Origin of the sequence: Ancylobacter defluvii (assembly GCF_018390605.1) — a bacterium.
In the GTDB taxonomy this organism is placed as follows: Bacteria; Pseudomonadota; Alphaproteobacteria; order Rhizobiales; family Xanthobacteraceae; genus Ancylobacter; species Ancylobacter defluvii.
Map to the genome: position 1 here is coordinate 286,681 of NZ_JAHBGD010000019.1, position 12,218 is coordinate 298,898.

Sequence of the window (12,218 nt, forward strand, 5' to 3'; positions counted from 1 at the left end):
ACGCGGCGGCCTCACCACGCCACGGCGGCAGCGGCACGGGCGTAGTGGACCACCCCGTCCATCACCAGCTTCAGCGACAGCAGGAACAGCGCCCCGATCACCAGTCGGAAGAACAGTTTTTCCGGGATCACCCGCGTCAGCTTCACCCCGGCGAAGGTACCGATCACCGCCACCGGGGTCAGCGCCAGCGTGAGCGTGAGATTGGACAGGCTCAGCTGGCCCAGCGCCCAGTAGGGCACCAGCTTCATGGCGTTGATCGCGGCGAACAGCAGCGTCGAGGTGCCGGCGAACACCATTTTCGGCAGGCGCTGCGGCAGCATGTAGGTCTGGTAGGGCGGGGCGCCGGCATGGGTGACGAAGCTGGTGAAGCCAGTCAGCGTGCCCCAGAACAGCCCGCGCGGCACGTCCGCCGGGCGCGGCGTGGTCGGCATGCGGCCGAACCAGCGGTTGAGGCAGAAGCCGAGCCCGATCAGCCCGACCATCAGCATCACCGCTTCCTCGCTGATCACCGAGGCGGTGGCCCAGCCGATGCCCACCCCCAGCGCGCCGGCCGGCATCAGGATGGCGAGGTTGCGGCCGGAATATTCCCGCCGGTAGTTCCACACCCCGAACATGTCGCTGATGACATAGACCGGCAGCAGCAGGCCGGCGGCGGTGAGCGGCGACATCACCAGCGACATGATCGGCACGGCGAGCAGGCCGATCATCGGCAGCCCGCCCTTGGACAGGCCGACCGCCGCCGCCGCCAGGCCGGCGGCCAGCGCGAACCCGATCTGCGACGGGTCGAGCATGGTGGAGACTACCTCGGGAGAAAACGGCAGCGGGCGACGGCGCCTTAGCCGTCACCCGCCCGGATACGATGGAGCTCGACGTTCGGGGCGGCTCAGGCCGCCTGGGCGCTCTTCAGCCGCGCGCTCACCTTGGCGCGCAGGCTGTTCAGGTCCTTCACGAACTGGCGGATGCCCTCGGCGAGCTTGTCGGTCGCCATCGGGTCCTCGTTCATGGCGAAGCGGAACGCCTTCTCGTCGAGATGCAGCCGCGCCGGCGCCCCGGCGGTCTCGGCCGGATCGAGCCGGCGGGCCAGCGTGCCCTGATCGGCTTCGAGCTGGTCGAGCAGCGCCGGTCCGATGGTCAGCCGGTCGCAGCCGGCCAGCGCCTCGATCTCGGCGGTGTTGCGGAAGGAGGCGCCCATCACCACCGTCTTGATGCCGTGCGCCTTGTAATAGGCGTAGATGGCGCGCACCGAGACGACGCCGGGGTCGGTCTCGGCAGTGAACGGGCCTTCGCCGGCCTTGACGTGCCAGTCGAGGATGCGCCCGACGAAGGGCGAGATCAGGAACACGCCGGCATCGGCGCAGGCCACCGCCTGCGGCAGCGCGAACAGCAGCGTCAGATTGCAGTCGATGCCTTCCTTCTGCAGAACCTCCGCCGCGCGGATGCCCTCCCAGGTGGAGGCGATCTTGATCAGGATGCGCTCGCGCCCGATGCCGCGCTCTTCATAGGCCTTGATGAAGGCCCGCGCCTTGGCGAGCGTCGCCTCCGTATCGAAAGAGAGGTCGGCATCGACCTCGGTCGATACCCGGCCGGGCACGATGCCGGCGAGCTCGGCGCCGAAATTGAGCGCGAGCCGGTCGCAGGTGGCCTTCACCACCGCGTCGTGGTCGCCGCCCTGCTTGGCGCCCCAGGCGATCGCCTCATCGACGAGCGGCGCATAGGCCGGGGTCTCGGCGGCCTTCAGCAGCAAGGTGGGGTTGGTCGTACAGTCCTGCGGCTTGAGGCGCCGCACCGCTTCGATGTCGCCGGTATCGGCGACGACGACGGTCATGGTGCGCAGCTGTTCGAGCTTGGAGGGCATATCGGTCTCTCTATCCTGCGGCGGCGCCCGCCGCGCCGCATCGGCTCATTTCACATATGGGGCGGCGATCACAAGGCTACGACCCTTGGACCACAAATTGCCCTGCCGCTTCAAGATGCTCCGCCGGCTGTTTCCGCCATCCGGCGCCGCCTGCATCGCGGTCTTGTGAGCGGCGCGGGGCAGGCGTAAATGCTTGGGGTTGACGCGGCGACCGGCCGCCGCTTCCCGAGGTCGCTCATGGACGATATCCACTATCGCGAATACAAAATTCTGCTACGTCCCGAGCGGTTCTTCGACCCGCGCCAGTTCGAGGTGTTCTGGCACAAGACCACGCAGGTTGCCACCGAGCACAAGATCGGCGTCACCACCAACAAGGACGGCTTCAAGCGCCAGGTGCGCGAGGTGCTTTTCTACGACACGCCCGACTACGATTTGTACCGGAACGCCTTCATCCTGCGCAAGCGCACCTTCTACACCGATGGCTGGCCCGAGAACGAGCACGAGCTCACCTTCAAGTTCCGCCATCCCGATTTCCAAGCGGCGGCGCAGGTGGACGTCACCCCGCATCTTCAGGGCGCCGCCGACATCAAGTTCAAGGAAGAGTTGCTGCCGCTGAAGGATAAACTCGGCGGCATGCGCAGCCTCTATTCGCATAATTGCGTGCTGCGCTCGGCGGGACTTGTGCTCGATGCCGAGCTGGAGCGCATCGCCTCGGTGTTTCCGGTGCTGTCGGAACTGTGCCCCGCCCAGGCCGGCACGCCGGTGTCGCTGGTCAACAACCTGCCGGTGGAAGAAGTGCAGGTGAATGTCGGCGAGTTCGATTTCGGCCACGGCCTCGTCGCCAAGGCGACGATCGCGGTGTGGCGCGACCGGCCGACCGAGAGTTCCATCGTCGGCGAGTTCGCCTTCCAGGCCAAGTTCGACCGCTATGACGAACTGCACTCCAAGGCCAAGGCGCGCTCGGAGGCCTTCTTCCTCGACATGCAGCAGCAAATGCCGGAGTGGGTGTATCTCGGCGCCACCAAGACGGCGCTGGTCTATAATTTCGGCAAGCTCGCCGTGGCCGGTCGCGAATGAGCCACCCTGCCCCGGCTGACGCCACCGTGCCCGCTCCACCCTCCGGGCCGGTCGGCTTCGGCGAGATCTTCGCCACCTTCCTCGTCATCGGGGCGACCAGCTTCGGCGGCGGCGTCGTGGCCTATCTGCGCAACGCGCTGGTGCTGCAGAAGGGCTGGCTCGACGAGGAGCGATTCCTGTCGGCGCTGGAGATCGCGCAGGCCCTGCCCGGCCTCAACGCCACCAACATGGCGATCATCGTCGGCGACCGGCTGCGCGGCATCCTCGGCGCCATCATCGCCTTCATCGGCATCACCTTGCCCGGCGCCGCGCTGATCATGGCGCTCGGCGTCGCCTATGCCTCGAACGCCCACAACCCCTATGTCAACGCGGCGCTGATCGGGGTCGGCGCGGCGGCGGTGGGCATGCTGGCGGCGGTAACCTTGCAGATCGGCCGCAAACAGTTCGGCTCGCTGATCGACATCGCCATCATCCTCGTCACCGTCGGGCTGGTGAGCTTCCTGCACGTCTCGCTCATCTGGGTGCTGCTCACGGTGGGCCCGGCGGCAGTGCTGATCTATCGGCCGCGCAAGGAAGCTGCCGCGGCGGAGGCCGACCCGACATGAACGAGAATCTTTCCGTGCTCGGCGTGTTCTCGCTGCTGTCGGTGCTGGCCGTCGGCGGCGGCGCGGCGGTGCTGCCCGAGACCAAGATGCTGGTGGTCGAGACGCATCACTGGCTCACCGACGACCAGTTCCGCGACATTTACGGCCTCGGCCAGGTGGTGCCGGGGCCGAACATGCTGATGGTGATGGTGATCGGCTATCACGTCACCGGCTTCTTCGGCGCCCTGCTCGCCTATCTCGGCTTCTTCGTGCCGGCGGGGGTGATCTCGCTCGGCGCCTCCCGGCTATGGGACCATTTCGAGGGTTCGCCGTGGCGCGCCTCGCTGCAGCGGGGCATGGCGCCGCTGGTGGTGGGGCTGATGGCGGCCGGCGCCATCGCCATCGCCCGCACCGCCATCGACGGCGCGATGACGGTGGCCATCGCCATCGCGGTGTTTCTCGGGGTGTTCTTCGTCAAGCGGATCAACCCGGCGATCCTGGTGCTGGGCGGCGGCGTGGTGGGACTGATCGCGCTGCGCTGAGGTGTCGGGTCTCCGGGCGCCGGCCCGCTCAACCGCCGCGTTGCGGCAGGTAGGGCGCCAGCGCATGCGCGAGGCCGGGCAGGGTCAGCGTCTGCAGCCAGACCTTGCCGGGGCCGGACAGCCGCACCAGGAACAGCCCGTCGCCGCCGAACAGCGCGTTGGCGACGCCGCGCATCGTGGTGATCTCGAAGGAGACGCTCTCCTCGAACAACCCGACATGGCCGGGATGCACCAGCAGTTCCTGGCCCGGCTGCAGCTCGTAGGCCACCAGTTCGCCGCCGAGTTCCACCCAGGCGCTGGCCTCGCCGGAGAGCTTCTGCAGGACGAAGCCCTCGCCGCCGAACACGGCGCCGCCGAGCTTCTGCTGGAAGGCGCTCGCCACCTCGATACCGGAAGTACCGCAGATGAAGCCGTGGCGATGCACCAGATAGCCGCGCCCCGGCGCCACGGCGATTTCGACGATATTGCCGGGCAGCTTGGCGGCGAAGGCGACATTGCCGGGGCCGCTCTGGGCCCGAAACTCGGTCATGAACAGTCCGGCGCCGGAGACCGCCCGGCTGACCAGCCCGAACAGCCCGCCGCCGCCGCCAAAACCCGTCGAGGTGGTCATGCCGATGTCGCCCGACATCCAGGACAGCTGGTCGGGCGCACCGACGACGCTCTCGCCGGGATCGAGGCCGATCTCCAGCACCGGCAGGGTGGTTCCGATGATCTTCGAACGCATGGCTACCGCTCCTGGCGCGCGGCCCTTCCGGCCGCCGTCGCGGCAGATTAGCCGAGCCGCCGACAGTCGGCCAAGACCGACGAAATTTTAGCGCCAGCATGGGTTTAGAGGTACCGCGCCGTCGGCGCGTGCTATCATCGCCGGGTTCGTCGAACCATTAGGGAGACACCCATGCCCGGTCTGCCTGCCTTCGGACTTTCTTCGTATATCCGCCGCTTCGCTTTACCGCTTCTCGGTGCATTCGCCATCGCCGTCGCCCTTGCCGCCACCCTTGGCCTCGGCACCCCGGCGCAGGCCGGCCTCGCCATGCCGGCGCTCGCCACCGCGCCGGCCGTCCAGGCCGTGACGCCCGGCATCGAGCCGGTGCGCTGGGTCTGCGGCCCGTGGCGCTGCGTCTGGCGTCCCAACTATCCCGGCTACTGGTACCAGCCCCCCTATGCCCGCGGTTGGGGCCCGCCGGTGCGCCCGGCCTGCTACTGGCATCGCGGCTGGGGTGGCGGCTGGGTGCATACCTGTCCCTGAGCCGATACCGCCCCTGAGCGCGGACTCCCCCTGAGCATCGATCGACATGCCGCCGCGCAAGGGCCTTGCCTTCGGCGCGGCGGCTGCCCGGCCGGCGGCTATGCCGCTCATCCTGAAACCCTTCCCGGCGAAGGCGGCATGCCGTACCCAGCCCCGCCGCGCCGGGGCGACATCGGCGCCGCCGCTCCCGACGTCCCTTCCGATTCCCGAGCCTCATGACCTCCGATCCGCCGCCCGGCACCCGCCTGCGCCCACTGATCTTCGCCACCCTCGCCACCCTGATCGCCGGCTTCGTGGATGCGGTCGGCTATGCCTATCTCGGCGGGCTGTTCCTCTCCTTCATGAGCGGCAACTCGACCCGGCTCGGCATCAGCCTCGCCTCCGGCCAGTTCCTCGCCGCCGTGCACGCCGCCATCGTCATCGGCTGCTTCGTCGTCGGCGCACTGATCGGCACGCTGATCGCCGATGCCGCCGCCCGCTGGAAGCTGGTGCTGATCCTCGCCGTCGAAGTGGTGCTGTTCACCCTCGCCGCCGCTCTGGCGCAGCGCGATATCGGCTTCACCGCCCTGCTGCCGGTCGCCGTCGCCATGGGCCTGCAGAACGCGGTGCACCAGCTCATCGCCGGCGCCGATGTCGGCAAGAGCTTCGTCACCGGCGCGCTGTTCGGCATGGGCCAGGCGCTGGCGCGCCGGCTCACCGGGCGCGGCTCCACGGCCGAGGCGGCGAGCTATGCGCTGTCCTGGTCGGCCTTCGTCATCGGCGCGCTGGTCGGCGCCCTGATGCTCGCCGGCATGGGACTGGCGACGGCGCTGGCTATCGCCGGCGGGCAACTGGCGGTGCTGGTGGCGGTTGCCTTCGCCTTCAACCGGCATCTGGGGCCGGCGGTGGCGGATTATGGCGGCGACTGAAGCCGCCTCGGCCGGCCGCTATTCCAGGCCGATCGCGTCGCGGGCCTTGGCCAGCGCCTGATGACAGGCGTCGGAATCCTCGCGCTCGTCGGCCGCGCGGGCCTTGTCGAGCTCGGCCTGCGCCTTTTCAGGGGCGACGCCCTCGCCCAGCTCGGCCTCGGTCTGCGCGAGGCCGCCGGGGGTGGGCTCGTGGCTCAGCGTCGCATCTTCGCTCTCCGGCGCGCTCGGGCCATTGGCGGCGAGATCGGCGATCAGCCGGTCGAGCGCCTCCTGCGTCGAGACGATGTCCTGCGTGCAGGGGCCGGCCAGCGCGGCCGGAGCCGATACCAGCAAGAGGGCGACGATGAACGGGGCGGCTTTCAGGCTCATGACATCCTTCCCTCGGCGGACCCGCGAACGGAATCAGCCCACCGGTGGCGGCATTCTAGCAAAGTCTTCCGCCCGGTATCGAGGCCAAGCATGAGCTGCAACCACCATGGAGCCATCACGAAGCCCCGGCGTCGGCACGGCACCCGCCCATGCGGGCTCAGTCGCGGGCGCTCAGCTCGCGCTCGCCGCGATGGACCGGCGGCGAGGCGGCCGGGCGCCCGGCGGCGCGGCGCTTGAACATCGCCGGCCGGCGATACCGCAGCACGCCGCGCCCGCGCCGGCGCAGCTGCGCCTCGCCGATGACCAGCCGCCCCAGGGTCGGATAGGCGGCGGCATGCGTGCCGGCGGCATCGGTGATCAGCATCGGCAGGCCGAGCAGCCCGCTCCAGAACCGCCATTCGGCGACCACGTCGTCGACATGCGGGGCGCTGTACAGCGTCACCGACAGCTCGACATCGTCATGCACCAGCACCACCGCGACGCCGTCATCCTCGCCCTCGGGATCGAGCAGGGCAATGGCGAGGCCGCGATAGCGCGAATATTCGATTGCCGCCCGCAGCGGCAGGCCGCCGAGCCGGCGGCGCAGCACCACATGGCCCGGATGCAGCTCGACGCGACGGCCGTCGCCATCGGCGCCGGCGTCGGCGGTGTCGAACACCACCGGCCAGCCCGCGCCGCCGATCGGCCACGCGAGCGAAACATAGTCGTAAGATGAAACCGGAGGCCGAGCCTCCGTCGCGCATTGACGCCTCATGGTTCTCCCCGCCGGTTTTTCGACTTTGCTGTCCCGGTCGTGGGCTGAACCCTAGGCTGGCCCCTGTCGCTTCCGGCTTAAGGGACATGGTTGATCGTTTCTTTGCCGCGCCAATCGCCGTCCATGCTTGACGGAATCTTGCCGAAACGCGCGCAATCCTGCCAATGCGCATGCGCCGCACCTCAGCCATGCATCGTCACGCTTGCGTCTGGCGCGTGCTAAGCCTAATTCGCTGTTGATGGATCTTTCCTCGCCCCGCAACCCGATCGCCGTGCCGCCCGATGCCGGCGCGGTCGCCGAGCAGCTCGCCGCCGTCGTGGTGGAAGCGGGCGGCGTGGCGCGCGACATGTTCGCCCGCGGCATCACCTCCTGGTCGAAGCACAACGACTCTCCGGTCACCGATGCCGATATCGCCGTCGACACCCTGCTCAAGCAGAAGCTCGGCGCCCTCGCCCCCGACTATGGCTGGCTGTCGGAGGAGACGGCGGACATGCCGGCCCGGCTGGAGCGGCGGCGGGTGTGGATCGTCGATCCCATCGACGGCACCCGCGCCTTCATGGCCGGCGGGCCGGATTGGGCGGTAGCGGCGGCACTGGTGGAGGATGGAAGGCCGATCGCCGGCGCCCTGTTCGCCCCGGTGACGCAGGAACTGTTCCTGGCGGCAGTGGGATGCGGCGCCACCCGCAACGGTGCCCCGATCCGCGCCTCGAACGCGCACGCCGTCGCCGGCGCCCGTGCCGACGGCCCGGCGCACTGGCTGTCGCGGGTCGACCGCGCCGGCATGCTCGCCCGGGTGCCGCGCATCCGTTCGCTCGCCCTGCGCATCGCCAGGGTGGCCACCGGCGAGCTCGATGCCGCCTTTGCCGCGCCCAACGGCAATGATTGGGACCTTGCCGCCGCCGACCTTTTGGTGCACGAAGCAGGGGGCCGGTTGACCGACCTCGACGGCCTCCAGCTGATCTACAACGCTCCTGTGCCTCGGCACGGCGCTCTGGTTTCCGCGGGCGCTGGGCTGCACCCGTCGGTGATGGACGCGGCCCGCCGGGACGAGGAATGACATAGGAATCCGATGGCAATGGCTGACAGCGCGACGAGCCCCCAGCTTCTCCACCTCGTCTTCGGCGGCGAGCTCGACAGCATCGACGGGGTGACCTTCAAGGATCTCGACGGCCTCGATGTCGTCGGCATCTTTCCGAATTACGCCACCGCCCACGTGGCGTGGAAGGCCAAGGCGCAGCAGACCGTCGACAACGCCCAGATGCGCTATTTCATCGTCCACCTGCACCGGCTGCTCGACCCCGACACCACTGCGAAGAACTGACGGACAGCATCGGTCCCATGTGGCGTAAGCTGCGACGCTCGCAGGCCGTCCGCACCCTTCTCGGGCGCGGAATGGCCTCTTATCTGCGCTTGGTCTGGCGCTCCTCCCGGGTGGTGATGGAGCCGGCGAACCTGCATGAGCTCGCCGACCAGCAGCTGCCGATGATCCTCACCTTCTGGCACGGCCAGCATTTCCTCACGCCGTTCCTGGTGAAGCCGCATCACCGTGCCAAGGTGATGATCTCGCGCTCGCGCGATGCCGACGTGAACGCCATCGCCGCCGAGGCGCTCGGCATCGGCACGGTGCGCGGTTCGGGCGCGCAGGGGCGCAACTTTCACGAAAAGGGCGGCCTCAACGCCACCATGGAGATGATCCGCAACCTCCAGGAGGGCTGCAACGTCGCCATGACCGCCGACGTGCCGAAGATCTCGCGCGTCGTCGGCCTCGGCGTCGTCACCATCGCCAAGCATGCCGGCCGGCCGATCTATCCGGTGGCGATCGCCACCTCCAACCGCATCCTGGCCAAGAGCTGGGACAAGGCGGCGATCCACCTGCCGTTCGGCCGCGCCGCCGTGGTCGCCGGCGAGGGCGTGCGGGTGCCGGCCGATGCCGACGCCGAGACGCTGGAGGCCGCCCGCCGCGAGGTGCAGCGCCAGCTCGAGGAGATCACCGCCCGCGCCGAGGCGCTGGTCGGCCGCCCTTCCGCCGGCTCCCGCGCCGGCAGCGCCGAAGACGGCGCCGGCAGCTCCGCCGGCGGCGTCCACACCGGCAGCCTCAATGCCTAGGCGCCGGGCGACGCTGCTCATCCATCTCTACCGCCTCCTCACCTGGCTGGCCTCGCCCTTCGCGCGGCTGCTGCTCGCCGGCCGGCTGCGGCGCGGCAAGGAGGATCCCGCCCGCCTCGCCGAGCGCTTCGGCCGCGCCTCGCGCCCGCGCCCCAAGGGGCCGCTGGTCTGGCTGCACGGCGCCAGCGTCGGCGAGATCATCGCCATCATGCCGCTGATGGACCGGCTGCGCGCCCTCGGCTTCAAGGTGCTGCTCACCTCCGGCACGGTGACGTCGGCGCGCCTTGCCGCCACCCGCCTGCCGCCGGACGTGGTGCACCAGTTCGTGCCGCTGGATTCGCCGGCGTTCATGCGCCGCTTCCTCAAGCACTGGCGGCCGGACCTGGTGCTGCTGGTCGAATCCGAGCTGTGGCCGAACCTGCTTCTCGAGGTCGGCCGGCGCCGGGTGCCGCTGGTGCTGGTCAATGCCCGCATGTCGGAGCGCTCCTTCGCGCAGTGGAGCCGGCTGCCGAAAAGCGTCGCCGCGCTGCTCGCCCATGTCGACCTGTGCCTGGCGCAGGGCCCGCAGGATGCCGAGCGGCTCGGCGCGCTCGGCGCGGCGCGGGTCACCCCGATCGGCAACCTCAAATTCGACGCGCCGCCGCCGCCGGTCGACCTGGTCGCCTTCGACGCCCTGCGCGCCGCCACCGCCGGCCGGCAGGTGATGGTGGCGGCCTCCACCCATCCGGGCGAGGAGGCGATGGTGGTGGAGGCGCACGGCATGCTGGTGCGCCAGCTGCCGGACCTGCTCACCATCATCGCCCCGCGCCATCCCGAGCGCGGCCGCGAGGTGATCGGCGTCGCCACCGAGGCCGGCTGCCCGGCGGTGCTGCGCTCGGACGGCTACCTGCCGGACCGGGGAACGCAGATCTATGTCGCCGATACCATCGGCGAGCTCGGCCTGTTCTACCGGCTGGCGCCGGTGGCGCTGCTGGGCGGTTCGCTGATCCGCCATGGCGGCCAGAATCCCATCGAGCCGGTCAAGCTCGACGCGGCGATCCTGCACGGCCCGCATGTCGCCAATTTCGCCGCGCTCTATGCTCAGCTCGACGCCGCCGGCGGCGCGGTGCCGGTCGTCGATGCCGACTCGCTGGCGGCGAGCGCCGCGACGCTGATCGGCGATGGCGCGGTCCGCCGCCGCATGCTGGCGGCGGCGCAGGCGACCATCGCCACGCTGGGCGGTGCGCTGGAACGCACGCTCGCCGCCATCGATCCCTATCTGGTGCAGATCCGGCTGGAGCGGCACCCGTCATGACGCGCCCAGTTCGCCTCCCCGCCGTCCTCACCTCGCCCCGCAGGAGCTGAGGCGATGCGCGCACCCTCCTTCTGGTGGCAACCCGAACGGAGCCTGGCGGCGCATCTCCTCTCGCCCCTCGGCAGCCTCGTCGGCGGCGTCGCCGCCCGTCGCATGCGTCAGCCGGGGATCAGCCTCGGCGTGCCGGTGATCTGCATCGGCAATCCCACCGTCGGCGGCGCCGGCAAGACCCCGACCGCGCTCTATCTCGCCCGCCGCATCGCCCGCAAGGGCCACCGGCCGTCGATCCTGACGCGGGGCTATGGCGGGCGCGTCGAGGGACCGCTTCAGGTCGATCCGGTTAGGCACCGTGCCCTCGACGTTGGCGACGAGCCGCTGCTGCTCGCCACCGTCGCCCCGACCTATGTCGCCCGCGAGCGGCCGCACGGCCTCGCCATGGCCGTCGCCGACGGCGCCGACGTGGTGCTGATGGATGACGGCTTCCAGAACCCCTCGGTGCAGAAGACGCTCTCCATCCTGGTGGTCGATGCCGCCGTCGGCATCGGCAACGGGCTGTGCGTGCCCGCCGGGCCGCTGCGCGCCCCGCTCGCGCCGCAGCTCGCCCGCGCGCAGGCGGTGCTGGTGGTCGGCGAGGGCGAGGCCGGCGCCGATGTGGCGCGGCTGGCGCGTGCGGCCGGCCTCGCCGTGCTCACCGGCCGGCTGGCGCCGAATGCGGCGGTGATGGCTCGGCTGATCGGCCGGCGGGTTCTCGCCTTTGCCGGCATCGGCCGGCCGGAGAAATTCTTCGCCACGCTGCGCGGCCTCGGCGTCGCCTCGGTGGCCACCCGCGCCTTTCCCGACCATCACCCTTTCAACGCCAGCGACATCGCGGCGCTGGTCGAACGGGCGGCGGCGGACGATCTGATGCCGGTGACGACGGAAAAGGACGCCGTGCGCCTCACCGCCACGCCGGAAGGCCGGGACCTGCTGCGCGCCAGCGTCGTGCTGCCGGTGCAGCTGGTGCTGGAGGAGGAGAGCGTGGTGGCGCTCGACCGTCTGGTGGCGCGGCTGTTCGTCGACGGCTGAGCCGCGGCGAAGCGGCCGGACCGTCCATGCCGGCGCGCCGGAAGGATCAGGCGCTGGTGGAATCGCCGCGCAGGCGGCCGGGATGCAGGCGGGTCAACACCGCCTCGGGGCTGAAATAGGCTTCCTGCAGGTCGACGCTCCAGTAGCGCAGTTCGTCGAGCGGGATCGGCTGGCCGGTCACGGCGCAGCGCACGAAGGTGCCGGGGCGCACCACCCGGAAATCGCCGTCGAGATAACGCAACTCGGCCTCGCCGGATGCGGAAAACCGTTCGAAGCGGTTCATCGTCGTCCCAAATCCTGTCTGGCCGCCCTCACGGGCGACATTAGCCAATACCGCCCCGCATCGACAAGCCGGAAGCCGGCTTCACGGGGCAACTGCTTATTGGAGCCTCATCGCTCTCCCGTCCATCGGGTGCCG

General features: G+C 70.1%; 16 protein-coding genes. 10 read left to right on the forward strand and 6 right to left on the reverse strand.

The features are described from left to right. Window positions 1-11 precede the first annotated feature (11 nt). Window positions 12-791, reverse strand: coding sequence for a sulfite exporter TauE/SafE family protein (locus KHC24_RS15400; RefSeq protein WP_213364193.1), 780 nt, complete (start codon window positions 789-791; stop codon window positions 12-14). 92 nt (window positions 792-883) lie between these two features. Next, window positions 884-1,855 (reverse strand): transaldolase, encoded by a 972-nt coding sequence (tal, locus tag KHC24_RS15405; RefSeq protein ID WP_213364194.1) that lies wholly within the window; start codon window positions 1,853-1,855, stop codon window positions 884-886. 237 nt (window positions 1,856-2,092) lie between these two features. Between tal and KHC24_RS15410 the strand changes: the two genes are divergently transcribed. The 3 genes from KHC24_RS15410 to KHC24_RS15420 are packed head-to-tail and all read left to right on the forward strand — an operon-like array spanning window position 2,093 to window position 4,058. Continuing rightward, entirely contained in the window at window positions 2,093-2,932 is an 840-nt protein-coding gene (locus tag KHC24_RS15410) for a hypothetical protein (protein ID WP_213364195.1), read from the forward strand. Further along, window positions 2,929-3,537 (forward strand): chromate transporter, encoded by a 609-nt coding sequence (locus KHC24_RS15415; protein ID WP_213364196.1) that lies wholly within the window; start codon window positions 2,929-2,931, stop codon window positions 3,535-3,537. Before KHC24_RS15410 ends, KHC24_RS15415 begins: the two co-directional genes overlap by 4 nt. Further along, the gene (locus KHC24_RS15420) at window positions 3,534-4,058 is read left to right on the forward strand and encodes a chromate transporter (RefSeq protein ID WP_213364197.1); all 525 of its coding nucleotides are present in this window, start codon (window positions 3,534-3,536) and stop codon (window positions 4,056-4,058) included. The genes KHC24_RS15415 and KHC24_RS15420 overlap by 4 nt, the downstream gene beginning before the upstream one ends. Before the next feature lie 28 nt (window positions 4,059-4,086). Here the strand turns inward: KHC24_RS15420 and KHC24_RS15425 are convergent, their stop codons facing one another. Then, entirely contained in the window at window positions 4,087-4,782 is a 696-nt protein-coding gene (locus KHC24_RS15425) for a TIGR00266 family protein (protein ID WP_213364198.1), read from the reverse strand. 171 nt (window positions 4,783-4,953) lie between these two features. On the opposite strand from KHC24_RS15425, the gene KHC24_RS15430 reads away from it, so the two are divergent. Together KHC24_RS15430 and KHC24_RS15435 are read left to right on the forward strand one after the other, a co-directional pair. After that, entirely contained in the window at window positions 4,954-5,304 is a 351-nt protein-coding gene (locus KHC24_RS15430; protein WP_246546987.1) for a hypothetical protein, read from the forward strand. 215 nt (window positions 5,305-5,519) lie between these two features. Continuing rightward, window positions 5,520-6,212: a YoaK family protein gene (locus KHC24_RS15435; RefSeq protein WP_213364199.1), complete on the forward strand. Its 693-nt coding sequence runs from the start codon at window positions 5,520-5,522 to the stop codon at window positions 6,210-6,212. Window positions 6,213-6,230: 18 nt separating this feature from the next. Here KHC24_RS15435 and KHC24_RS15440 read toward each other — a convergent pair whose 3' ends face one another. Next, on the reverse strand, window positions 6,231-6,581 hold the full coding sequence (locus KHC24_RS15440) for a hypothetical protein (RefSeq protein WP_213364200.1): 351 nt from the start codon (window positions 6,579-6,581) through the stop codon (window positions 6,231-6,233). 157 nt (window positions 6,582-6,738) lie between these two features. Next, window positions 6,739-7,335, reverse strand: coding sequence for a DUF6101 family protein (locus tag KHC24_RS15445; protein ID WP_213364201.1), 597 nt, complete (start codon window positions 7,333-7,335; stop codon window positions 6,739-6,741). A gap of 238 nt (window positions 7,336-7,573) precedes the next feature. On the opposite strand from KHC24_RS15445, the gene KHC24_RS15450 reads away from it, so the two are divergent. The 5 genes from KHC24_RS15450 to lpxK are packed head-to-tail and all read left to right on the forward strand — an operon-like array spanning window position 7,574 to window position 11,800. Beyond that, window positions 7,574-8,392 (forward strand): 3'(2'),5'-bisphosphate nucleotidase CysQ, encoded by an 819-nt coding sequence (locus KHC24_RS15450; RefSeq protein WP_213364202.1) that lies wholly within the window; start codon window positions 7,574-7,576, stop codon window positions 8,390-8,392. 18 nt (window positions 8,393-8,410) lie between these two features. Then, a complete protein-coding gene (locus KHC24_RS15455; protein ID WP_213364203.1) occupies window positions 8,411-8,656 on the forward strand; it encodes a DUF4170 domain-containing protein in 246 nt (81 codons plus the stop codon). A gap of 17 nt (window positions 8,657-8,673) precedes the next feature. Then, the gene (locus KHC24_RS15460; RefSeq protein ID WP_213364204.1) at window positions 8,674-9,441 is read left to right on the forward strand and encodes a lysophospholipid acyltransferase family protein; all 768 of its coding nucleotides are present in this window, start codon (window positions 8,674-8,676) and stop codon (window positions 9,439-9,441) included. Beyond that, entirely contained in the window at window positions 9,434-10,735 is a 1,302-nt protein-coding gene (locus tag KHC24_RS15465) for a 3-deoxy-D-manno-octulosonic acid transferase (RefSeq protein ID WP_213364205.1), read from the forward strand. Before KHC24_RS15460 ends, KHC24_RS15465 begins: the two co-directional genes overlap by 8 nt. 54 nt (window positions 10,736-10,789) lie before the next feature. After that, window positions 10,790-11,800 carry a tetraacyldisaccharide 4'-kinase gene (lpxK, locus tag KHC24_RS15470; protein ID WP_213364206.1) on the forward strand — a complete coding sequence of 337 codons (1,011 nt, stop codon included), beginning with the start codon at window positions 10,790-10,792 and terminating at the stop codon, window positions 11,798-11,800. A gap of 46 nt (window positions 11,801-11,846) precedes the next feature. Here the strand turns inward: lpxK and KHC24_RS15475 are convergent, their stop codons facing one another. Further along, window positions 11,847-12,083 carry a DUF2093 domain-containing protein gene (locus KHC24_RS15475; RefSeq protein WP_213364207.1) on the reverse strand — a complete coding sequence of 79 codons (237 nt, stop codon included), beginning with the start codon at window positions 12,081-12,083 and terminating at the stop codon, window positions 11,847-11,849. Window positions 12,084-12,218: the final 135 nt, after the last annotated feature.

What these genes read in the sequence shown, in the direction of transcription:
- KHC24_RS15400 (WP_213364193.1), bottom strand. Translation starts at nt 791, where the DNA reads ATGCTCGACCCGTCGCAGATCGGGTTCGCGCTGGCCGCCGGCCTGGCG.
- tal (WP_213364194.1), bottom strand. Translation starts at nt 1,855, where the DNA reads ATGCCCTCCAAGCTCGAACAGCTGCGCACCATGACCGTCGTCGTCGCC.
- KHC24_RS15410 (WP_213364195.1), top strand. Translation starts at nt 2,093, where the DNA reads ATGGACGATATCCACTATCGCGAATACAAAATTCTGCTACGTCCCGAG.
- KHC24_RS15415 (WP_213364196.1), top strand. Translation starts at nt 2,929, where the DNA reads ATGAGCCACCCTGCCCCGGCTGACGCCACCGTGCCCGCTCCACCCTCC.
- KHC24_RS15420 (WP_213364197.1), top strand. Translation starts at nt 3,534, where the DNA reads ATGAACGAGAATCTTTCCGTGCTCGGCGTGTTCTCGCTGCTGTCGGTG.
- KHC24_RS15425 (WP_213364198.1), bottom strand. Translation starts at nt 4,782, where the DNA reads ATGCGTTCGAAGATCATCGGAACCACCCTGCCGGTGCTGGAGATCGGC.
- KHC24_RS15430 (WP_246546987.1), top strand. Translation starts at nt 4,954, where the DNA reads ATGCCCGGTCTGCCTGCCTTCGGACTTTCTTCGTATATCCGCCGCTTC.
- KHC24_RS15435 (WP_213364199.1), top strand. Translation starts at nt 5,520, where the DNA reads ATGACCTCCGATCCGCCGCCCGGCACCCGCCTGCGCCCACTGATCTTC.
- KHC24_RS15440 (WP_213364200.1), bottom strand. Translation starts at nt 6,581, where the DNA reads ATGAGCCTGAAAGCCGCCCCGTTCATCGTCGCCCTCTTGCTGGTATCG.
- KHC24_RS15445 (WP_213364201.1), bottom strand. Translation starts at nt 7,335, where the DNA reads ATGAGGCGTCAATGCGCGACGGAGGCTCGGCCTCCGGTTTCATCTTAC.
- KHC24_RS15450 (WP_213364202.1), top strand. Translation starts at nt 7,574, where the DNA reads ATGGATCTTTCCTCGCCCCGCAACCCGATCGCCGTGCCGCCCGATGCC.
- KHC24_RS15455 (WP_213364203.1), top strand. Translation starts at nt 8,411, where the DNA reads ATGGCTGACAGCGCGACGAGCCCCCAGCTTCTCCACCTCGTCTTCGGC.
- KHC24_RS15460 (WP_213364204.1), top strand. Translation starts at nt 8,674, where the DNA reads ATGTGGCGTAAGCTGCGACGCTCGCAGGCCGTCCGCACCCTTCTCGGG.
- KHC24_RS15465 (WP_213364205.1), top strand. Translation starts at nt 9,434, where the DNA reads ATGCCTAGGCGCCGGGCGACGCTGCTCATCCATCTCTACCGCCTCCTC.
- lpxK (WP_213364206.1), top strand. Translation starts at nt 10,790, where the DNA reads ATGCGCGCACCCTCCTTCTGGTGGCAACCCGAACGGAGCCTGGCGGCG.
- KHC24_RS15475 (WP_213364207.1), bottom strand. Translation starts at nt 12,083, where the DNA reads ATGAACCGCTTCGAACGGTTTTCCGCATCCGGCGAGGCCGAGTTGCGT.